Consider the following 20,129-nt stretch of genomic DNA (forward strand, 5'->3'; position numbering starts at 1 on the left):
CGGCGGCAATGCACGGCCGGCACGTAACTCTACCGGCTTTGACCCTGCGGATGCCTATTTGACGGGTCAGCCTTGCCGGTGATGGCGGCCACCACCACGTTCTGCGCCAGAAGGCCGGTGACGGCTCCGTGATGGTCCACCACGGCATATTCGTGACCGTCCAGCTGGGAAAGGTACTGGATCAGTTCCTGCCCCTGGGACGACTCAGGTACGTAAGCTCCCGCCGCGAGGGCATAGGACACTGCCGTGGCAGGCGTGGTGCCGGCGGCGTAGTCAGGAACCGCGGCGAGGGCACCGGGATCCACAACACCCTGCGGGCGTCCATCCGGCCCGCAGACCACAACGGCGCGTGAGCCGTCCGGTGACAGCCTGCGGATGTCCGCCACCACCGCGGTGGCTGGAATTCCGACGGCGGGAGCGGCCAGGGCAGCGGCGCTGACCAGATGCATCCTTCCGCGCAGGGTGCCCTGCTGGATTGCGGCGCTCGCACCCATCCAGAGGAAGCCGCCGACGAGGACGGTGATCATCAGGAGGCTGAAATCGGGTGTCTCACCGGCCAGCAGCGGCCGTGAAATGAACCAGAAGCCCAGGGCCACCACGATGACGCGGCCGGCCCAGCCGGCGGCGACGGTGCCTTTGGCCTGGCTCCCGGTTGCTTTCCAGACGGCCGACTCAACGATCCTGCCGCCGTCCAGCGGGAGTCCGGGCAGGACGTTGAAGATGCCGATGACGAAGTTGGCCCACATAAAGATGTTCGTGAGGATCTCGGCCACGGTGCCCATGCTGGTGGTGGAAAGGACCACCCAGGCACCGCCGGCGAGGACCAGGTTGGCTGCCGGCCCTGCCAAGGCCACGATGACCGAGCGCGCCGGCGTCGCCGTGAAATTCTCAAACTGGGTGTGGCCGCCCCAGAGATTCAGCACGATCTTCTGCGTGGGCCAGCCGTAGATCTTGGCCGTGAGGGCGTGCGCCAGTTCGTGGACCAGGACGGAGATCAGAAGCAGCAGGGCGTACGCGAACGCCATGTAGTAGGCGGAGATGCCCAGTGCCGGATTCTGCTCCAACAGCAGGGGCCCGTAGACAATGACGGTAAAGGCGGCGATCACAAACCACGAGTAGGCCAGAATGACCGGGATTCCGGCGATCCGGCCGAGCGGTATTCCTTCGCGGCGGGCGGGGGCGGGCTGGGAGCTCATGACGGGGTCCCCGTCGCGAGCACTGCAGATCCAGCCGCCGTTGCGGCCAGGCTGCCCGCGGCGATGGCCTCCAGCTCGGAAACGGTGCGGCCGGCCAAGGATTCCCAGATGGTGTGCCTGGGATCGTCGGGGATCGGGACAATGTGCGGAATGGCGACGGTGGCGACGCCCGAGGCCACAGCAGCAGCCACTCCCGGCGCGGAGTCCTCCAGGGCGACGCAGTGATCCACGGTCAGGTCCGGGTCCGCTTCCTGAAGCAGCTCCACTGCCTTCAAGTATGCTTCCGGGTGCGGCTTGCCCTGGGTGACGGTGTCCCCCGTGACCAGGAATTCGAAGTAAGGCTTGGGCAGACTTTCCACAATTTCGCGGGCCAGCGGCTCCTCCGACATGGTCACCAGCGCGCATCGTACTCCGGTGCGGTGCAGGTCATCCAGCAGTTCCCGCGCTCCGGGACGCCAGGGAACAGAGTGCCGGACGCTCCTGATGACCTCAGCGGTCAGGGTGTCGATGATCTCCCGCCGCTCCAGCCGGACGCCGGCCGCCTGCAGGATTCCGGCCGAATACGTCAGCGACTGACCCACGAGCTGCATGGCCTGCCCGTGCGACCAAGTGCCGCCATGCGCTTCAACGAGGGCATGCTCGGCGGCAATCCAGTAGCGTTCAGTGTCCACAATGGTGCCGTCCATGTCCCAAAGAACGGCTCTGAGCGGGGAAACGGAGGGTAGGGATCGCATGGTCCCAGTCTACGGGGCGCACCTGAGCGCCAGCCGGTGGATACGCCCTCGGCGAATATCAGCATTGCCTTCGGGCCCGCACGCGCCCCGGCGCACTTTTTGGCTCTTCATTCAATGCATCGCGCCGGTTCTTGGACGTAGGGTGATGAGATGAATAGCTTCGACGGAGACACCGCGGAACCGGGTGCCGCACCTGAACCGGAGCAGTTCCTGCTGCCAGTGGCGGACGGGGAGCGCATTACTGTGATGCTGGCCGCATTTGAAGGCTGGAACGATGCCGGCGAAGCCGCCAGTGATTCCTTGCGCTACCTGAACAGGGTTTGGGGCGGCAAGAAGGTCGCGTCCATTGACGCCGACGAATACTACGATTTCCAGTTCACGCGTCCTACGGTCCGCAGGAACGCCTCGGGGGAACGCAAGATCAAGTGGCCATCCACACGGATTTACAAGGCCAGTGCGCCGGATTCGAACGTGGACGTCATTTTCGTCCAAGGCATTGAGCCGTCCTACAAGTGGCGGGCCTATACGGCGGAACTGCTAGTCCACGCTGAAGCGCTGAAGGTGGACTACGTGGTCCTGGTGGGGGCCCTTCTGGCAGACGTTCCGCACAGCAGGCCGATTCCGGTCAGCACCTCCTCTGACGACGCTGTGTTGCGGGAACGCCTCAACCTTGAAGCATCCCAGTATGAAGGTCCCGTCGGCATAGTCGGAGTACTGTCCGAAGTGTCCCTCCTGGCGGGCCTTCCGACTGTTTCCCTCTGGGCAGCCGTCCCGCATTACGTGGCCCAGGCCCCGTCACCCAAGGCGCAGCTGGCTCTCCTGCACCGGGTCGAGGAATTGATCCAGGTCCCGCTGGACACGCACGAACTGGCGGAAGAGGCAGCTGCGTGGGAGCGCGGCGTCGATGAGTTGGCTACCGAGGATCCGGAGATCGCCGCGTACGTCCGCCAGCTGGAAGAGGCAAAAGATACGGCCGATCTTCCGGAGGCGAGCGGTGAATCCATCGCGCGGGAGTTTGAGCGCTATCTCAAGCGTCGGGGCCGGGACAAGCCCTAAAGTACGACGCCGAGCAAGGCGTCCAGGGCGTCCCTGACCAGGGCCTGATCGTGCTGGCTGCCCGCTGCCGCGGCGGAGTCCGCCGAGGCAGCCCAGCGGTCAACAGCTTCCAGGGCGGCCGGTGCGTTCAGGTCAGATGCAAGTGCGGACCGCATTTCTGCGATCAGGCCGGGGGCGGATCCTTCCGGCGAGGTGGCGACAGCGCTGCGCCACGCCGCCAGCCGGTCCTTCGCAGCCTCAAAGCCGTCAGCGGTCCAGGACCAGTCTGAACGGTAATGGTGGGCCAGGATGGCCAGGCGGATGGCTGCCGGATCTTCTCCCTCGGCCCGAAGTTTGGACACCAGGACCAGGTTGCCCTTGGACTTGCTCATCTTTTCGCCGTCCAGGCCCACCATGCCGGCGTGGGCATAATGGCGGGCCAGCGGCACTTCGGCGAGCGAATAGGCGTGACCGGCGCCCATCTCGTGGTGCGGGAAGATGAGGTCAGAGCCGCCGCCCTGGACGGTGAAGGGAGCCGGCAGGTAACGCTGGGCGATGACCGTGCATTCGATGTGCCAGCCAGGCCGGCCCTGGCCCAACTCGCCGCCCGGCCAGCTGGGCTCGCCGTCACGGGCAACCCGCCAGAGCAGGGGGTCCAGGGCCTGCCGTTTGCCGGCCCGGCCCGGGTCGCCGCCGCGTTCGGCGAACAGTTCCAGCATTTCGGCTTCACCAAGGCGGGAGATCGAGCCAAGGGTCCAGGCATCCGGGGTGACCGACTGCTTGCCGGCAGCTTCGACGTCGTAGTAGACGTCGCCGTCGGGCTCCCCTGCCGTACCAGGGACGCGGTAGGCCAGCCCCAGCCGGACCAGCCGTTCGATGGCCGGAACAATGATGTCGACTGATTCAACCGCACCCACGTAGTGGTCCGGCGAGAGGACGTTCAGGGCCTCCATGTCGGTCTGGAAGAGTTCAATCTGGCTCGCGGCCAGGTCCCGCCAGTCCACACCGGTGGCAGTCGCGCGCTCCAGCAGGGGGTCGTCGACGTCGGTGACGTTCTGGACGTAGGAAACCTGCTGGCCGGCGTCACGCCAGGCCCTGTTCAGCAGATCGAAGGCCACGTAGCTGGCCGCATGGCCCATGTGGGTTGCGTCGTAGGGAGTGATTCCGCAGACGTACATGGATTGCTCTCCCCCGGCCGGGAGCGTGACCTCGCTCCCCTTTGCGGTGTCGAACAGCCGGATGGCAGGCATGGCGCCGGGCAGCGCAGGGACAGGGCGGGAGGTCCAGGATTTCACAGCCTAAGCCTACGGCTAGGCGCTGATGACATTGAAACCGAGCAAAAGATACAGGGCCAGGCCCAGGAAGATCCGGTACCAGACGAAGAGCCGGTAGCTTCGGGTGGAAATGAACTTGAGGAACCAGCCGATGATCACGTAGCCCACTACCAAGGCGATGACGGTGGCCAGCGCCGTCTCCGGAAGGCCGTAGGGGCCGGTAATGCCTTCCTTGGAGACCACTTTGTACAGCTGGTAAAGGCCGCTGCCGAACACCGCCGGGATAGCCAGGAGGAACGAATACCGCGCGGCGGCTTCGCGTGTGTAGCCCATTAGGAGACCTGCGGTGATAGTGCCGCCGGATCGCGACACACCGGGAATAAGAGCCAGGGCCTGGGCGAAGCCGTAAAAAATGCCGTGTTTGTAGGTGAGCTGGGTGAGGTCCCGGTCCTGCTTTCCGATCGCGTCGGCCACGGCCAGAAAGAGCCCGAAGACGATCAGCATGGTGGCTACGAGCCACAGGCTCCTCAGCACCGACTCGATCTGGTCCTGGAACAGCAGACCCAGCACGATGATGGGGAGGCTGCCCAGGATCACCAGCCAGCCCATGCGGGCATCCGGGTCCTGCCGGGAGACTTTTCCGGTCAGCGATCCCGCCCACGCCTTGACGATCCGCACGATGTCGCGCCAGAAGTAGATCACCACGGCTGTTTCGGTACCAAGCTGCGTGATTGCGGTAAACGCGGCTCCGGGATCGGATGCGTTGGGCAGGAACTGCCCCACAATCCGCAGGTGCGCGCTCGATGAAATCGGTAGAAATTCGGTCAGTCCCTGCACTAGGCCCAGAAGGGCCGCCTCAAACCAGTTCACGCTAAGACCCTACGTCATGGACCCTGTTGATTCCCCGTAAGCTTGCACCTATGCAGCAGCGTTACGTCGGCAACAGTGGATTGCGAGTCTCCGCCCTTTCCCTCGGCACCATGTCCTGGTCCGGCGATACCGACGAACAGGACGCCTCGGAGATATTGCGGACATTTATCGATGGTGGCGGAAAACTCATAGATACCGCGGCGTCTTACGCCGACGGCCGCGCCGAGGCGATGATCGGCTCTCTCCTGGGTGACGTCGTCTCCCGCACCGAAGTCTGCATTTCCACCAAGGCGGGGATGTCGACGTCGGACGGCCGCCGCACGGTGGACACGTCGCGCAACGCGATGCTCACCGGACTGGACGCCAGCCTGGCAAGGCTGGGGACTGACTACGTGGATATCTGGTTTGCCCAGGCATGGGACGGCAACGTCCCGCTGGACGAGACCCTGTCCGCACTTGAATTCGCGCTCCGGAGCGGCCGCGCCCGCTATGCGGGCATCTCCAACTTCAACGGGTGGCAAAGCGCCAAGGCCGCGGCGGTGGCCGGATTTCCGCTCGTAGCCGCGCAGGCTGAATATTCACTCCTGCAGCGAAAGGCGGAAGCGGAACTGGTTCCCGCCGTCGAAGATGCCGGCCTGGGGCTGATGGCCTGGGCTCCGCTGGGACGCGGCGTCCTGACCGGCAAGTACCGCGGCGCCATTCCCGCCGATTCCCGGGCGGCAAGAACAGACTCCGCACCCTACGTAGAGCCGTACCTGGAGGCGCAGCCGTCCAGCGTGGTGGAAGCCGTGGCCATGGCGGCCAAGGGCCTGGGCCGGACACCGCTGGATGTCTCGCTGAGCTGGCTGTTGTCCCAGCATGGCGTGGCCACGGCCATCGTCGGGCCCAGGACTCCCGTGCAGGCGAAAGAAATCATGGCCGCCCAACTGACGAGGCTGCCGCCCGAAATTGCCCGCGCGCTCGAGGACGTTTCCCTGCCCGGCTGAGTTTCCGTGCCCGGCGGATACACCGTTCAGGGCCGCAGAGTTAGGGCATTGCCCGCGATGGTGGCGTGGAGTCCTCAGTCCTCGAGAATTTCCAGGTCCTCGTCGTCGTCGACGCGGGCTTCATCGTCCTCGTCTTCTTCATCATCGAAGACCTGAAGGGGTGTAACTTCGTTGTAAGCCTCGTAGAGTGCGTCTTCATAAACCTCGAACGCATCCGAGACCGCAAAAAAAGCCGCCTCCACCGCGGGATCGCCATCGCCACGCCGGTTGGATGCTGCTATAAGGTGTTCTTCCAATGCGGTTGTCAAGGACTGAAGCGCGACACGCGGATCGATGCTCATGACTTCACGTTAGCCGGAAAAGGACGAAAATGGAGAGCAATGAAGGAACATTTTCTCACCAGCTCGGTCCAGCGGGAACGGGACATTTTGAGGCAGTACGAGTACCTCGTTCTGACGGTCAGCCCTGATGATTCGCTGCATGACGCCAGACGCCGGCTCGTGGAGCATTCCGAGTACGGCAAGTGGGAGCTGGAACGCAGCAAGCTGTATTTGGGCGGCGGCAGGCGCTTCTGGCTCCGCCGCCGGGTGATGCAGGTCCAGCGGACCGTATAGGAATTGTCCGGCCAGCGGACCGCATAGGGATTAATGGGCCGGTGGCCTGTTCAGTCCTCCAACGGACCCAGCCACGCGTTCGCCACGGTGTTGTGCGCCGACTCATCATCTGATGGGTGGAACATCCCCGCCAGCACGTCCCGGTACAGGCGTTCAAGCTCCGACCCACGAAAGTAGCTGGAGCCGCCACTCACCCTGATGGCCAGATCCACAACGCGGCGGGCCGTTTCAGTCGCATTGACCTTCAGCCCCACAAGCTTGGGAAACCATTGCGGCCCGTGCTCAACGAGCGCATCCACATCGCGGCTGACGGTCAGCAGCTGGGGGTAGAGGTTATCCATGGCCATGGCGGCCTCCGCGATCTTCCAGCGGATATCCGGATCCTGCGCATAGCTGCGGCGGGCATTCTTGAAGGACGTGCGGCGCTTGACGGCCTCAACACCCAGGTTCAGGGCACGTTCGCCAATGCCGGTGTACACGGCAGCCAGCAGTGTCTCGAAGCACGCGAAGATGGCGAAAATCAGCGGATCGGCGTTGGGTCCCACCGGTAGTTTGCGGACGATCCTCTCCGGCGGGACCTCGGCGCCATCCAGAACGGTGGTGTTTGACTGGCTGGCCCGCATGCCCAGGGTGTTCCAGTCATCCAGGATGGCGTAGCCCGCGGCCTCCCGGGTGATGAACCCGTGCACCAACTCCCCTTCGCCTTCCCTGGCCTGGGCGTCCTTGCCGAAGATTCCCAGCCGGGTCCAGGCGGGCGAAAGACTCGTGAAGATCTTGGTACCCGTGAAGCTGTACGCTCCGCCCGGCAGGGGAACGGCTGCCGTTTTTGAATCAAAAAGTACCGAATCGTTGCCGGCTTCGGAATTGCCGAAGGCGAAGATCTCGCCGTGGGCGGCCTCCTGCAGGACGAAGCCAAGGGAATAGTCCCCCCGTGCGGCCAGGACGTGGGCGACGCCGGTCCAGACCAAATGCATGTTGATGGCCAAGGCGGTGGCCGGGGCCGCCGTTGCCAGCCGCCGCTGGCACTGCGCTGCCGCCTCCAGCCCAAGCCCCAGGCCGCCGTCGGACGCCGGCACAAAGAGCGTGAGGTAGCCTGCGGCGGTCAGCTCCTCAAGGTCTTCAAAGAAGAAGGTGTTGTCCCGGTCATAGCCCGCAGCCCGGCCGCGGATGGCCTCGAGCAGCGGCTCCGGCAGGACTTCCTCGGGAGTCATGTCCGGGCCGGCTCAGTAATTGGTAAGGAGCGTGTTGAGCACCCGGGCGCCGAACTTCAGCGAATCCACCGGAACCCGCTCGTCCACGCCGTGGAACATCCCGGTGAAATCGAGATCGTCGGGCAGCTGGAGGGGAGCGAAGCCGTAGCCGGTGATACCCAGCCGGCTCAACGACTTGTTGTCCGTGCCGCCGGAGAGCGTATAGGGAAGCACTTTCGCCCCCGGATCCTCGGTGTGCAGGGCGTCGATCATGGAATCCACCAGGTTTCCGGCGAACGGGACCTCAAGCGAGACGTCGCTGTGCACGTAGCTGACCTCGACACCGGAACCGGCAAGCTCCCGCACGACCTCCAGCACGTGGTCCTGCTGGCCCGGGAGCGTCCGGCAGTCCACCAGGGCCTCAGCCGATTCGGGGATGACGTTGTGCTTGTAGCCGCCCTTGAGCAGCGTGGGATTGGTGGTGTTCTGCAGGGTTGCCCCCACAAAGCGTGCCACGGTGCCGAGCTGGTCGAGCAGGCGGTCCGGATTGTCCGGATCGAATTCCACACCCGTGAGTTCGGTCACGCCGTCCAGGAACTGCCGCGTGGTGGGCGTCAGCTCAATCGGCCACTTGTATTCGCCGATCCGGGTTACCGCCGCAGCTAGCCGGGTGACGGCGTTGTCCGTATTGATCTGGGAGCCGTGGCCAGCCCGACCGTGCGCCACCAGCCGGAGCCAGGAGATGCCCTTCTCGGCCGTCTGCAGGAGGTAGGTGCGCTGCCCGCCGATGGTTGACGAGAAGCCGCCTACCTCCGAGATGGCCTCGGTTGCGCCTTCGAAGAGTTCGGGCCGCTTGTCGACTGCGTAGCGGGCCCCGTACTCACCGCCGGCCTCCTCGTCGGCGAAGAAGGCAAAGATAATGTCGCGCTTGGGCTTGCGCCCGGATCTGGCCAAATCCCGCATCACAGCAAGGATCATGGCGTCCATGTCCTTCATGTCCACGGCTCCGCGGCCCCAGATGAGTCCGTCTTTGAGCTCCGCACCAAAGGGATCCACCGACCACTGTTCACGCAGGGCAGGCACTACATCGAGGTGCCCGTGCACCACCAACGCGCTGGCGGACGGATCCTCACCGGCCATCCGGGTCACAACACTTGCGCGGCCGGGCGCCGACTCGAAGATCTCGGCTGCGAGGCCCACTTCTTCAATCAGCCCGGCCGTGTATTCCGCGGCCAACCGCTCCCCCGGCCCCGAGCCGTCACCGTAGTTCGAGGTATCTATCCGGATAAGTTCCTGGCAGATCCGGACAACTTCATCCTCGGCACGGATGTCAGACATAGAAACTCCTTGGGCAGTGGGAAGGCTGCAAACAACCTGCGTTCTCGTGTGCCCTCAGCCTACCCATCAGCCCCGATTGGATGTTTCCGGAAAGTTCGTGTTAGAGTCTTTCTCGCTGCTTCGGAGAAAAGCGAAACGCTGAAAGGCGGAAACGACCTCCGAATTACCACCTGCGCGGGTGGCGGAATGGCAGACGCGCTAGCTTGAGGTGCTAGTCCTCGAAAGGGGGTGGGGGTTCAAGTCCCCCTCCGCGCACAAACGGGAAAACCCCTGAAATCCACGGATTTCAGGGGTTTTTTTTCTGTTTCCACGCACGCGAGACCCGCTTCCGGGGGAAGCAACGCACTACGGTACAAACATGACTACGGAAGACGCCAAGGCACCCGTCCGCCAGCTCCGCCTCGTTGTCGAAGCCGAGGACTACGAGGCGGCACTCACGTTCTACCGTGATGTCCTGGGACTCCCCGAGCAAGAGGCCTATGAAGGAGAGGGGGACGCGCGCGTGACAATACTTGGTGCCGGGCGGGCGACGCTTGAGCTGTCCAACCCCGCCCAGGTGAACCTCATCGACAGCGTGGAATCGGACGGGCAGCCCAGCGCCAGACTCCGGGTAGCCTTCGAAGTGGAGGACACGGCGGCCGTAACGGCAGACCTTGTGAACGCAGGAGCAGAACTGATCGCGACTCCGCGGATAACTCCCTGGCAGTCCATGAACTCCCGGCTTGCAGCGCCGGCAGGCCTTCAAGTGACGCTGTTCCAGGAACTCGAACCGATAGCGGATCGGCAAACAAGCCAGACGTCAAAAGACCCTGAGCCCCTATGGGCTGTCCCGAACGCTGAGGAGATCATGTCTGCCCATCACTTCAGCCCTAACCTTCATCCGTCGCCTGCCCCGTTTTCGCATCTCGTACGCCACGGAGACACCGCCTACACAGCCGGGATCATTGGCCAGAGCCCCGACGACGGTAGACTTGTCGGCCCGGGGATTGAAGAGCAGTGCGAGTCCATGCTCAGCAACCTGGAGACGCTGCTGACTGATGTGCATCTTTCTCTGGCCCACGTCCTGCGCACCACCATTTACCTGACCGACTACGACGACTTCCATATCATCAATGCTGCCTATGCCCGTCACTTTCCCAAGCCATTCCCTGCGCGTACAACCCTCCACGTGGCCGGACTTCCACTCGGAGCGCGCGTGCAGATCGACGCCGTCGTGGCTGCGGTCAAATGCTTCAGGCCTCCGTCGACGGCCTAAGCTGGAGCCGTGAATCCAACCCCGCCGCCTGGCCCGCTTGAAGTCGTTGTCCATTCCGGGCCGGCCGACTGGTGGGTGATCCTTGCCGGGCTTGGACCGTTGGCTGTCCTGATTGCGGCACTCTTGGCCTTCTACATCAACTCGCGCACGCTGGCCCAGCGAACTTCGGCCGATAAGACAGCGCTGGACCAGAAACGAGAAGCCGACGAGCAGGCGCTCCGGCAAAAGACAGAGGCGGACAGCCGAGCGGAATGGTGGCGACGCACCCAGTGGGCCCTGGACCGCGCCCTGGATCAGGATGAAGGAACGAAGGCCCTGGGGCTTGCGACCTTGAACGTCCTGGCGCGCAGTGAGCTGGCCCGTGCCGAGGAGCTTGAACTGTTCGACGCGGCGTGGGAGAACGTGGCTGGAGGGGACGACTGGACCGTGAGCGCAGGATCCCCTGAACACAAGGACGTCCAAGCGCGCCCGAATGCCGCCTCTGCGCGGGACGGGAAGGTCACCCGTGCCGCGCACCGGGTTCAGGTGGCTGCCGCCAGGCTGCGCGTGACGCTCGACAAGCGCCTTGGGCGGCTTACCCCGCCTCAGACTAAAGCCTTGGCCAAGGAACCCACCTAGGCCTTGCCTGACGGCGGCCGTGCGCTGACTTTCATTCCTGGACACCATAGTGCCCAATGTCACCCGACGCCGATCCCGGCTGTTGTCTGCACGGAAATATAGGCTCCACAGAGAAATTTTCTTGCCAAGCTATTGGGGAATACCCGCCGGATGCTGTACGTTGCATACGCGACAGACGAACCAAAGAAAAGAGATACACCTAAGTGGCAACCGATTACGACGAACTTCGCTCCGACGTCAAGGAGTCGCAGGACAACTCACTCGAGGCACTGCAGTCCGCCAATGCTCCGGACGCCCGTAGCGTCGTCCTCGAGCTCGATGAGGCCGACGGGCTGGATGGCGCCGGCGTTCCGGGCGGCGAATTCGTTGCCGAGGAACTGGTCGTGCAGGTTATCCCGCAGGCTGAGGACGAGTTCACGTGCTACTCCTGCTTCCTGGTCCGGCACCGCTCCCAGATTGCGCGGCAGAAAGACGGACACAGCTACTGCACTGACTGCGAAGGCTGATTCAAGAAACCCGGATATTCTTCCGTGGCGGCCGAGTTCCGCCAACAGGAAGTTAAGGCACGCCCACGTTTAGTAGGCGTGCCTTTCCTGTTTGGAGGATCGAGCCGACGGCTCAGGCGAGACGGCTGCGGACGATCTCGCTGACCGCCTTGCCGTCGAAGCGTCCGGCGACTTTTGCCGTGACAGGCTTCATCACGGCGCCCAGCTGACGCATACCAGGCTCCACGCCTTCGCTCCTCAGCCCGGCGATTGTCTCGTCAACGATCGCCTCGACTTCCCCGGCTGTCAGCGGCTGAGGCAAATATGCCTCGATTATCTCGGCCTCGGCGATCTCGGCCGCGGCCCGCTCGGATTCTCCGGCTTCCAGATAGATCCTTGCGGTGTCACGTCGCTTTGCAGCCTCTTTCTGCAACAACGAGGTCACCTGGGCGTCGTCCAGGACAATGGGCGTCTTTCCCGACTTCTCCCGTGTTTCGATCTCGCCCAGGACATTGCGCACCGTTGTCAGGGCGGTCTTGTTCCGCTCCTTCATGTGCACCACAACATCAGCGTGCAGGCGTTCCTTCAAAGTGGTCACGGCATTCCTCGATTCGTTGAGCGCCCCAAGGCGGCAGGGCGGCAGGACAGTGGTGAACCATCCCTCTAGTACCGTAGAGGGCTATGGCTGACAATCACTACTCCCGGCCCGGCGGGAAACGACCTTGATTCCCGAGCAATTGTGGCAACGGATCGTCGAAGCCTTCAGCCGTGCCGCCATCCCCCAAATCACGGTGGCCGAACTGGCTGTGGTGCTGGCGCTGGCAACTGCTTTGTCCATCCCTCGTGCCACCTGGAAGTACTTTGGGCTCCTGGCCACCGCCACGCACGAACTCGGCCATGCTTTCGCCGCCGTCATGAGCGGCCAAAGACTGAGCGGGATCCGGCTCCGGTTGGACCACTCAGGCACAACTACCAGTTACAGCCGGGGCAAGGCCGCCGCCGTCTGGTCCGGATTCTGGGGCTATCCTGTACCAGCCCTGACCGGCGCTGCCCTTGTCACCTCCGGTTTTGCCGGCTGGGGCCCGGCCGCCTTGGCCACAGGCACCCTTATCCTCCTGGTTTCGCTCGTGTTCATCAGGAACTTCGCGGGGCTGCTAATCACAGGCCTTGCCGTCGCAGGCGGCGGGGTGCTGGTCCTCGTTGTGCCCAGCAGCTTCACCGGCCATGTTGCAGTCGTGCTTGGCGTGGCGCTGCTTGTGGCCGCCGTCCGGGATCTCGCGAAGCTCACCAACGTGCACCTGCGGCGCCGTGACAGGCTGGCCAGTTCCGACGCCTACCTGCTGTACCGCGCAACGTCCATACCCTCAGGCATCTGGATCGCGCTCTTTGTCGCCGTTATTGCCGGCTCCTGGCTGGTCGCCTGGCAGCCCATCTCAGCAATCCTGACCGCCGGAGCCTAGGCTGGTCCGCATGAGCCAGGAATCTCCGAGCGGGCCGCAGGCCACGAATGCCACCGCTGCCGACAGCACGGACACCAGCACCGAACACAGCACCCTGGGCGCATATGTGACCGGCGGTGCCGAGTTCAACCGGGACACGAATTACGTTGAGGACCGGATCACCCACGACGGCCGCCCCGGCGTCAACGGCGAGCCGGGGTGGCCAGTGGAAGCTGGCCGGTACCGGCTGATTGCGGCGCGGGCATGCCCGTGGGCGAACCGGGCCGTGATCGTGCGGAGCCTCCTCGGCCTGGAGGACTCCATCTCCCTTGGCCAGCCCGGCCCTACCCACGATGCCCGGTCGTGGACTTTTGACCTCGATCCGGGCGGGGTGGACCCTGTGCTCGGCATCGAGCGCATCCAGAGCGCCTATTTCCGGCGCTTCCCGGATTACCCGCGCGGCATCACGGTGCCAGCGATCGTTGATATTGCCAGCGGCGCGGTGGTCACCAACAACTTCCCTCAGATCACCCTGGACTTTGCCACCGAATGGACCCGTTTCCACCGGAGCGGAGCGCCTGACCTTTACCCGGAACACCTCCGCGCCGAAATTGACTCCGTCAACAAGCGCGTCTTCACCGAAGTCAACAACGGCGTCTACCGCTGCGGCTTTGCGGGCTCCCAGGAGGCCTACGACTCGGCCTACACCAGGCTGTGGACCGCGCTCGACTGGCTCGAGGAACGCCTCACCGGACAGCGGTACCTCGTGGGTGACACCATCACGGAAGCGGATGTCCGCCTGTTCACCACCTTGGCCAGGTTCGATGCCGTTTACCACGGGCATTTCAAGTGCAACCGGCAGAAGCTGACCGAACTGCCGGCCCTGTGGGGCTACGCGCGGGATCTTTTCCAGACTCCCGGTTTCGGAGACACGATCGATTTTATCCAGATCAAGCAGCACTATTACATCGTCCATGAGGACATCAATCCCACCCTGATAGTGCCGCAGGGTCCTGATCCGGCGGGCTGGCTGGAGCCCCATGGCAGGGAATCATTGGCCGGCCGGCCGTTCGGTGACGGCACTCCCCCGGGGCCGGTGCGCCCCGCGGAAGAAGTTTCCCCCGGCCATGGAGCGGCTTAGGATCAGGAAAGCGCTTTCTAACCGGTTAGGCTAGCCCCATGCAGAAATCCTTTGGCTTTGCAGCACCCGGTTATGAAGGCGTTCTGGACCTGTTTGAGGCCCTTCTCGCCGCGGATCCGCAGTACAGCGCCCAACTGGCGGCCTACCGGGACGGCGTGAAGATCGTGGACCTGTCCGGCGGGCCCCACATCACCGCCGATTCCGTCACGGGGGCGTATTCAGTTTCCAAGGGCGTGGCGGCGCTGGTGATTTCGCTGCTCGTCCAGGACGGGCTGCTGGACCTTGACCGGACAGTGGCGCACTACTGGCCCGAGTTTGGTTGCCATGGCAAGGACCGCTTGCTGGTGCGTGAAGCCCTGTCCCATCAGGCCGGCCTGATCGGAGTCGAGGGAGGCATCGCCCTGGACGAATTCACCACCTCCCTGGCCGCGGGAAGGTTGGCAGCGGCGAGCCCCGCATGGCGTCCCGGCAGTTGCTTCGGATACCACGCCCTCACCATCGGAATCATTATGGAGGAACTCTGCCGGCGGGTCACGGGAACCAGCCTGCAGAGCCTCTATGACCAGCGCATCCGCACGGCCTACGGCATCGACTTCTTCCTGGGACTGCCCGAAGAGCTGGAACCGCGCTACCGTAACGTCCTCTACGACGTCGATCCCCTTCAACCATGGCTGGATCCACTGAGCCTGGATGGGCTCAACAGCAACGCGGCAGTCAGCACAATCATGGAACTTCCCAATCAACGGGCCGTCCGCGCCGCGGGGATGAGTGCCGCCGGCGGTGTGGGTTCGGCGGAGGGCCTGGCCAGGCTCTACGCCGCGGCCATCACCGGTGTGGACGGCCGGGACCCCTTGTTGACCCCTGAGACCGTCAGCGCCATGTCCCAGGAGCAGGTGTGGGGCCTGGACCGCCTGTCCGGACTGGACAACGCCTTTGCCGTGGTCTTTATGAAGCCACACGTGTCGCGGAATTTCGGCAGCCACCGTGCCTTCGGCCACGAGGGTGCGAACGCTGCCCTGGGGTTTGCCGATCCCGCATACGGGCTCGGCTTCGGATACATCCCGCAGCGGGCGGAGGACGGACGCACCCAGGGCAAAGCTCATCGGCTGGCTGCGGAGGTCCGGCGGGCCGCGTCGGCCTTGTCGTAACAGTCTGCTTGTCGTAGCAAGCGGCTGCACCTAGTGTGGGGCTGATGGGTGACACTCAAACGCAGCCGCAGGGCCGGCCCTCCGCTGGAACCCGCCTCCTGAGGAATTCGGTGGCCGGTCTCTCGTCGGCATTCACAGTACAGCGCCTGCAGCTGGCGGCGAAGGCAGCGCTGGCCGCCGGCCTCGCTTTCGCCATTGCTCCCCTGATGCCGGGATCCGCTGCCGAGTACCCGTACTACGCGCCGCTCGGCGCCCTGGTGTCGATGTACCACAACGTGGCCGGATCCTTCCGGCAGGGTCTCCAGGCGCTCGTCGGACTCGCCCTGGGTATTGGGCTCGCCTTTGCGCTGGTCAGTGTCGGTGATCCGTCACCGCTGTCTGTTGCGGTCGTTATGGGACTCGGCGTGCTGCTCGGCGGTCTCCCCCGCATCGGCTCGGGCAGCGACTGGATTCCGACGGCGGCGCTGCTGGTCCTGCTGGTGGGGGGAAGCAACCGGGACGACTTTTCCTTCGGCTACCTCATCCAGATGGGCGTCGGCGTCGCCGTGGGCATTGCCGTCAACTTCCTGGTCTTTCCGCCCCTGCACTTCAACGCGGCGGCCACCAGCCTGGGGAAACTCCGGCTGGCCCTCGAGCGGCAACTGACTGACATGGGAACGGCCCTGACTGAAAAGTGGCCTCCCGAGCATGAGGACTGGTCCCGCCGGTCGACCGAGCTGGCCGAAGCAGCCAGCACGGTCCGCCATCTCGTGCAGGAGGCTGATGCGAGCCGGCGCGCCAATCCGCGCCGGCGGCTCCATCCCCGCGATGTGGATCTCGACTACCGCAACCTTCGTGACCTGGAGCGGGTGACGTTCCACATCCAGGACATGACAGAAGTCCTGTCCGATGTCATCTGGACAGACGACGCACCTTACACGGTGCCTTTCGACGACAGTGCGCCCCTGGCCGCGGCCATGACCGCCACCGGCGAACTCCTGGCCTCGTTCGACGGGGAGGATGAAGCAGACCAGCGGCGGCTGTTCGCTGCCGCAAAGTCGGCGGTAGAGGCCGGCATGGCATCGGTTGCGGAGCGGGCCCAGGAGGATTCGGCGGTGACAGCGTCCGAGTCCATCCTTCTGAGCCTGCACCGTATCGTCAGGGCTGTGCGGCCGGCGTCCTAGAGCGGTGCCACGGAGCCGCTGAAGTGGCGGCGGCCGGAGCGGGGGTTCCACGCCACAAATCCGGCCCGTTGCCAGCCTTCGCCAGGCGTCTGTGCCGTGGTGATATCCAGGGCGGTGATAGCCAAGGCAACGCGGGCAGGAAGGAACACTGGAGCCTCGAACGTGACGTCCCACGTGAACGTTTCGCCCTTGGCCGGCCCGACATCCGCGAGGGCCCTCGAGGCAAGGTACATCCCGTGTGCGATGGAGCGGCGCATGCCCAGGGCCTTGGCAGAAAGCACGCTCAGGTGGATGGGGTTGAAGTCTCCTGAAACGGCGGCATACGCCCTTCCCGTGTCGACCCCCAAATGCCAAATCGCGGTGGGGTCCGGAGGCGTGAAATCGGCCTGGCCGTTGTGGGGTGTTGGCTTGTCGATGCCGGGGAGGAACACACCCTTGGCCAGGTAGGAGGAGCGCCCGGTCCACTTGATGTCCGGCGTATCCGCGCCACGGATCTCTGCCACAACGTCAAGTTGCGTGCCGGACCGGTGGCCCCGGAGGTTCTCAACCCTGGCCTGGATGTCCAGGGATTCCGTGAAGAGCACCGGCGACCTCTGCTCCACATGGTTGCTGAGGTGGACCATGCCCAGGAGTGGCAGCGGGAAATCGTCGCGGTTCATCACACTCATGGCCAGCGGGAATGCCAGTGCGTGGAGGTATCCGGCCGGCAGGGTGTCCCTGGCAGTCAGCCCGATGAGGTGCTGGTAGGCGGTGAGGTTGCCGACGTCGGCCCTTACCCCGCGCACTTCGTGGCCAGTGACCGGAAGGTTGGATCCGTTGTGCGTGCCCAAGACGCGCCGCCGCGCGGTCTGCGCGGCGGCATTAACGTAGAGCTTGGACAGGGACGGCATCTCCCCGAGGATGACCGGCTGGACAGTACTCATGCCCCCACCAGGTTCTGTCCGCAGATCCGCAGCACGTCGCCGTTGATGCCCCCGGCGGCGTCGCTCGCCAGGAAGGCAATGGCCTCCGCTACGTCGGACGGTTGGCCACCTTGCTGCAGCGAGTTCAGCCGCCGTCCCACTTCGCGGACGGCAAATGGGATCCGTGCTGTCATGTCTGTTTCGATGAATCCGGGCGCCACCGCGTTAATGGTCCCGCCGTTCACCGCCAGAAGGGGCGCAGAAGCGCGCACCATACCCATCACACCGCCCTTGGACGCCGCGTAGTTGGTCTGCCCGCGGTTGCCCGCTATGCCGCTGGTGGATGCCAACGAGACAATCCGTGGTGAATTACGGAAGTGTTCGGACGCAAGGAGCGCTTCGTTGATTCTGAGCTGGGCGGCGATGTTGATGTTCAGGACGGAGGTCCAGCGGCCGTGGTCCATATTGGCGAGCAGCTTGTCCCGGGTAATTCCTGCGTTGTGGATGACGATGTCCAGACGGCCGTGACGCTGCACGGCGTGGTCGATGATCCGCTGGCCGGCATCTGCGCTGCTGATATCCAGTTGAAGCGCCGTGCCGCGGACTTCGTTGGCGACGGCGGCCAAATGGTCCCCGGCTGCCGGGATGTCTACGAGGACCAGGGTGGCCCCGTCCCGGTGGAGGGTACGGGCAATAGCTGCCCCGATGCCGCGGGCGGCGCCGGTGACCACAGCAACCTTGCCGGCGAGCGGCTTCTCGAAGTCCGGGGGCAGGTGGCCCTGCTCGGTTGAGACAGTCAGGAACTGGCCATCCACGAAAGCCGACCGGCCGGACAGAAAGAACCGCAGAGCTGCCAGAGCGCTGGGGCTGATGCTCTGGACACCTTCTGCCAGGACGATGCCGTTCGCCGTTGCGCCGGCCCGGAGTTCCTTGGCAAGCGACCGCAGGAAGCCATCCACGCCTTGCCGGGCAGCCGACTGTGCAGGGGACGCGGTTTCGGCGGCCGGCCGGGAGATGGTGATGACGCGGGCGCTGGGGCCGAGATCACGCAGTGAGGCCGCGGCGGACAGCACAGGCTTTTCAAGATCCTCGGGCCGGGTCAGCTCATCCAAGACCAGAATGATCGCACCAAGTTTTTCGCGGGGCACCGCGTGGCGCCGGACGTCCAGGTCCCAGGAGAGCAGCTTGGCGGCCAGTTCGTCGGCACCGGCGGTGTTGCCCTGGACGAGGACGGGGCCGGGGACCAGGGGCTGGCCCGGCTTGAAGCGGCGCAGCACGGCGGGCTGGGGCAGGCCCAGCCGTTTGGCGATGTTCTTGCCCACGCCCTGGTTGACGAGCGTGGTGTATTTATCCGTCATCCGGTGCCCCTAGAGTGCTTCGAGTATTGCGACGACGCCCTGGCCGCCGGCGGCGCAGATGGAAATAAGTCCGCGCGCAGGCCTTCCCTCGACGGTACCTTTGGCCTGCAGCATCTTGGCCAGCGAGGCCACGATGCGTCCGCCGGTGGCTGCGAACGGGTGGCCCGCGGCCAGGGAGGAGCCGTTGACGTTCAGCTTGGTGCGGTCGATGCTGCCGAAGGCACCCTCAAGTCCCAGCCGGGTCCGGCCGAACTCATCATCTTCCCACGCGGCCAGGGTGCTCAGGACAGTCCCGGCGAAGGCTTCGTGGATCTCAAAGAAGTCGAAGTCATCCAGCGTCAGTCCGTTGCGGGCCAGCAGCCTGGGGACCGCAAACGCGGGAGCCATAAGCAGTCCGTCCTTTCCGTGGACGAAGTCCACGGCGGCGGCTTCACCATCCACGACGGTGGCGAGCTTCGGCAGGTCATGGGCATCAGCCCACTCTTCGGATGCGAGCAGGACCGTGGAGGCCCCATCGGTCAACGGTGTGGAGTTTCCCGCCGTCATGGTGGCCTCGGCGCCCAGGCTCTTCCCGAAGACGGGCTTGAGTGTAGCCAGCTTCTCCAATGTGGTGTCCGCCCTCAGGTTGGAGTCCTTGGCGAGGCCTCGGTATGGCGTCAGGAGATCATCGAAGAAGCCTGCGTCATACGCGGCGGAAAGGTTGCGGTGGCTGTTGAAAGCCAGCTCATCCTGGGCCTCGCGCGAAATGTTCCATTGCGCGGTGGTCAGCGCCTGGTGCTCGCCCATGGACAGGCCGGTGCGTGGCTCCCCCGTACTCGGAGCATCGGGGGCCAGGTCCCTGGGCCGCAGGCGGCTGAGTACCTGCAGGCGCTGGGGCAGTGTCTTGGCGCGGTTGAGGTCCAGGAGTATCTCGCGGAGGCCTTCACTGACAGCAATGGGGGCATCCGACGCCGAGTCGACACCACCGGCGATGGCGGAATCGATCTGGCCCAGTTTGATCTTGTTGGCCAGGCCCAGAACCGTTTCGAGGCCGGTGGCGCACGCCTGCTGCAGGTCGTAGGCGGGGGTTTCCGCCGACAACGCCGAACCCAGGACTGCCTCGCGGGTGAGGTTGAAGTCGCGGGAGTGCTTGAGTACGGCCCCCGCCGCAACCTCGCCAATCCGCTCATCCTGGAGGCCAAACCTGGCGATAAGACCGTCCAGTGCGGCAGTGAGCATGTCCTGGTTGGATGACTTCGTGTAGGCCCCGCCGGACCGGGCAAACGGGATCCGGTTACCACCCACAATTACGGCCCGCCGAACTGGACGCGCCGCGCCGGAAGTCGTGGGGCTGGCGAATTCGTGGGGTCCGGTGCCGGACTGTCCATTGACGGACATGGGTGA

At 64.6% G+C, this 20,129-nt stretch carries 21 protein-coding genes and 1 tRNA gene; 11 read left to right on the plus strand and 11 right to left on the minus strand.

Translation table 11 applies throughout. The features are described 5' to 3' along the window. Positions 1 to 29 precede the first annotated feature (29 nt). Both MUN23_RS19780 and MUN23_RS19785 read right to left on the minus strand, forming a co-directional pair. Positions 30 to 1,196, minus strand: a complete 1,167-nt coding sequence (locus MUN23_RS19780) for a site-2 protease family protein (RefSeq protein ID WP_248760576.1) — start codon at positions 1,194 to 1,196, stop codon at positions 30 to 32. Then, a complete protein-coding gene (locus MUN23_RS19785; RefSeq protein ID WP_256468654.1) occupies positions 1,193 to 1,930 on the minus strand; it encodes an HAD family phosphatase in 738 nt (245 codons plus the stop codon). Before MUN23_RS19785 ends, MUN23_RS19780 begins: the two co-directional genes overlap by 4 nt. Positions 1,931 to 2,080: 150 nt before the next feature. Between MUN23_RS19785 and MUN23_RS19790 the strand changes: the two genes are divergently transcribed. Beyond that, positions 2,081 to 2,986 carry a PAC2 family protein gene (locus MUN23_RS19790; protein ID WP_056339966.1) on the plus strand — a complete coding sequence of 302 codons (906 nt, stop codon included), beginning with the start codon at positions 2,081 to 2,083 and terminating at the stop codon, positions 2,984 to 2,986. On the opposite strand, the gene mshC is transcribed toward MUN23_RS19790, so the two are convergent. Both mshC and MUN23_RS19800 read right to left on the minus strand, forming a co-directional pair. After that, a complete protein-coding gene (mshC, locus tag MUN23_RS19795) occupies positions 2,983 to 4,260 on the minus strand; it encodes a cysteine--1-D-myo-inosityl 2-amino-2-deoxy-alpha-D-glucopyranoside ligase (RefSeq protein ID WP_248760577.1) in 1,278 nt (425 codons plus the stop codon). The genes MUN23_RS19790 and mshC overlap by 4 nt on opposite strands. Before the next feature lie 15 nt (positions 4,261 to 4,275). After that, the gene (locus MUN23_RS19800) at positions 4,276 to 5,109 is read right to left on the minus strand and encodes an undecaprenyl-diphosphate phosphatase (RefSeq protein WP_248760578.1); all 834 of its coding nucleotides are present in this window, start codon (positions 5,107 to 5,109) and stop codon (positions 4,276 to 4,278) included. Positions 5,110 to 5,159: 50 nt separating this feature from the next. Here MUN23_RS19800 and MUN23_RS19805 point away from each other — a divergent pair, with 50 nt between their 5' ends. After that, on the plus strand, positions 5,160 to 6,095 hold the full coding sequence (locus tag MUN23_RS19805; RefSeq protein WP_056339956.1) for an aldo/keto reductase: 936 nt from the start codon (positions 5,160 to 5,162) through the stop codon (positions 6,093 to 6,095). A gap of 74 nt (positions 6,096 to 6,169) precedes the next feature. On the opposite strand, the gene MUN23_RS19810 is transcribed toward MUN23_RS19805, so the two are convergent. After that, positions 6,170 to 6,436, minus strand: a complete 267-nt coding sequence (locus tag MUN23_RS19810) for a hypothetical protein (RefSeq protein WP_248760579.1) — start codon at positions 6,434 to 6,436, stop codon at positions 6,170 to 6,172. A 39-nt stretch (positions 6,437 to 6,475) separates the two neighbouring features. Here MUN23_RS19810 and MUN23_RS19815 point away from each other — a divergent pair, with 39 nt between their 5' ends. Beyond that, the gene (locus MUN23_RS19815) at positions 6,476 to 6,709 is read left to right on the plus strand and encodes a DUF5703 family protein (RefSeq protein WP_248760580.1); all 234 of its coding nucleotides are present in this window, start codon (positions 6,476 to 6,478) and stop codon (positions 6,707 to 6,709) included. 50 nt (positions 6,710 to 6,759) lie between these two features. Here the strand turns inward: MUN23_RS19815 and MUN23_RS19820 are convergent, their stop codons facing one another. Together MUN23_RS19820 and MUN23_RS19825 are read right to left on the minus strand one after the other, a co-directional pair. Continuing rightward, complete coding sequence (locus MUN23_RS19820) at positions 6,760 to 7,920, minus strand: acyl-CoA dehydrogenase family protein (RefSeq protein WP_248760581.1); 1,161 nt, start codon at positions 7,918 to 7,920, stop codon at positions 6,760 to 6,762. 12 nt (positions 7,921 to 7,932) lie between these two features. Next, entirely contained in the window at positions 7,933 to 9,237 is a 1,305-nt protein-coding gene (locus MUN23_RS19825; protein WP_248760583.1) for a M20/M25/M40 family metallo-hydrolase, read from the minus strand. 172 nt (positions 9,238 to 9,409) lie between these two features. Between MUN23_RS19825 and MUN23_RS19830 the strand changes: the two genes are divergently transcribed. From MUN23_RS19830 to MUN23_RS19845, 4 genes are all read left to right on the plus strand, one after another. Continuing rightward, positions 9,410 to 9,492: transfer RNA gene (locus tag MUN23_RS19830), tRNA-Leu, on the plus strand. A 103-nt stretch (positions 9,493 to 9,595) separates the two neighbouring features. Further along, a complete protein-coding gene (locus MUN23_RS19835; RefSeq protein ID WP_248760585.1) occupies positions 9,596 to 10,492 on the plus strand; it encodes a Rid family hydrolase in 897 nt (298 codons plus the stop codon). 9 nt (positions 10,493 to 10,501) lie between these two features. After that, entirely contained in the window at positions 10,502 to 11,110 is a 609-nt protein-coding gene (locus tag MUN23_RS19840; protein ID WP_248760586.1) for a hypothetical protein, read from the plus strand. A 203-nt stretch (positions 11,111 to 11,313) separates the two neighbouring features. After that, the gene (locus MUN23_RS19845; protein ID WP_056339942.1) at positions 11,314 to 11,616 is read left to right on the plus strand and encodes a DUF4193 domain-containing protein; all 303 of its coding nucleotides are present in this window, start codon (positions 11,314 to 11,316) and stop codon (positions 11,614 to 11,616) included. Between the two features lie 112 nt (positions 11,617 to 11,728). On the opposite strand, the gene MUN23_RS19850 is transcribed toward MUN23_RS19845, so the two are convergent. Continuing rightward, positions 11,729 to 12,193: a GatB/YqeY domain-containing protein gene (locus MUN23_RS19850; protein WP_248760588.1), complete on the minus strand. Its 465-nt coding sequence runs from the start codon at positions 12,191 to 12,193 to the stop codon at positions 11,729 to 11,731. Positions 12,194 to 12,317: 124 nt separating this feature from the next. Here MUN23_RS19850 and MUN23_RS19855 point away from each other — a divergent pair, with 124 nt between their 5' ends. The 4 genes from MUN23_RS19855 (at position 12,318) to MUN23_RS19870 (ending at position 16,486) form a co-directional block, all read left to right on the plus strand. Further along, positions 12,318 to 13,055: a M50 family metallopeptidase gene (locus MUN23_RS19855; RefSeq protein ID WP_371875943.1), complete on the plus strand. Its 738-nt coding sequence runs from the start codon at positions 12,318 to 12,320 to the stop codon at positions 13,053 to 13,055. Positions 13,056 to 13,065: 10 nt separating this feature from the next. Further along, the gene (locus tag MUN23_RS19860; protein ID WP_248760590.1) at positions 13,066 to 14,175 is read left to right on the plus strand and encodes a glutathione S-transferase family protein; all 1,110 of its coding nucleotides are present in this window, start codon (positions 13,066 to 13,068) and stop codon (positions 14,173 to 14,175) included. A 38-nt stretch (positions 14,176 to 14,213) separates the two neighbouring features. Continuing rightward, the gene (locus tag MUN23_RS19865; protein WP_248760591.1) at positions 14,214 to 15,323 is read left to right on the plus strand and encodes a serine hydrolase domain-containing protein; all 1,110 of its coding nucleotides are present in this window, start codon (positions 14,214 to 14,216) and stop codon (positions 15,321 to 15,323) included. A gap of 110 nt (positions 15,324 to 15,433) precedes the next feature. Further along, the gene (locus MUN23_RS19870; protein ID WP_248764153.1) at positions 15,434 to 16,486 is read left to right on the plus strand and encodes an aromatic acid exporter family protein; all 1,053 of its coding nucleotides are present in this window, start codon (positions 15,434 to 15,436) and stop codon (positions 16,484 to 16,486) included. On the opposite strand, the gene MUN23_RS19875 is transcribed toward MUN23_RS19870, so the two are convergent. The 3 genes from MUN23_RS19875 to MUN23_RS19885 are packed head-to-tail and all read right to left on the minus strand — an operon-like array spanning position 16,483 to position 20,123. Then, complete coding sequence (locus MUN23_RS19875; RefSeq protein ID WP_248760592.1) at positions 16,483 to 17,409, minus strand: MaoC/PaaZ C-terminal domain-containing protein; 927 nt, start codon at positions 17,407 to 17,409, stop codon at positions 16,483 to 16,485. The genes MUN23_RS19870 and MUN23_RS19875 overlap by 4 nt on opposite strands. Then, entirely contained in the window at positions 17,406 to 18,746 is a 1,341-nt protein-coding gene (locus MUN23_RS19880; protein ID WP_248760594.1) for a 3-oxoacyl-ACP reductase, read from the minus strand. Before MUN23_RS19880 ends, MUN23_RS19875 begins: the two co-directional genes overlap by 4 nt. Positions 18,747 to 18,755: 9 nt before the next feature. Further along, entirely contained in the window at positions 18,756 to 20,123 is a 1,368-nt protein-coding gene (locus MUN23_RS19885) for an acetyl-CoA C-acetyltransferase (protein WP_248760596.1), read from the minus strand. Positions 20,124 to 20,129: the final 6 nt, after the last annotated feature.

The organism is Pseudarthrobacter sp. SSS035 (assembly GCF_023273875.1).
In the GTDB taxonomy this organism is placed as follows: domain Bacteria; phylum Actinomycetota; class Actinomycetes; order Actinomycetales; family Micrococcaceae; genus Arthrobacter.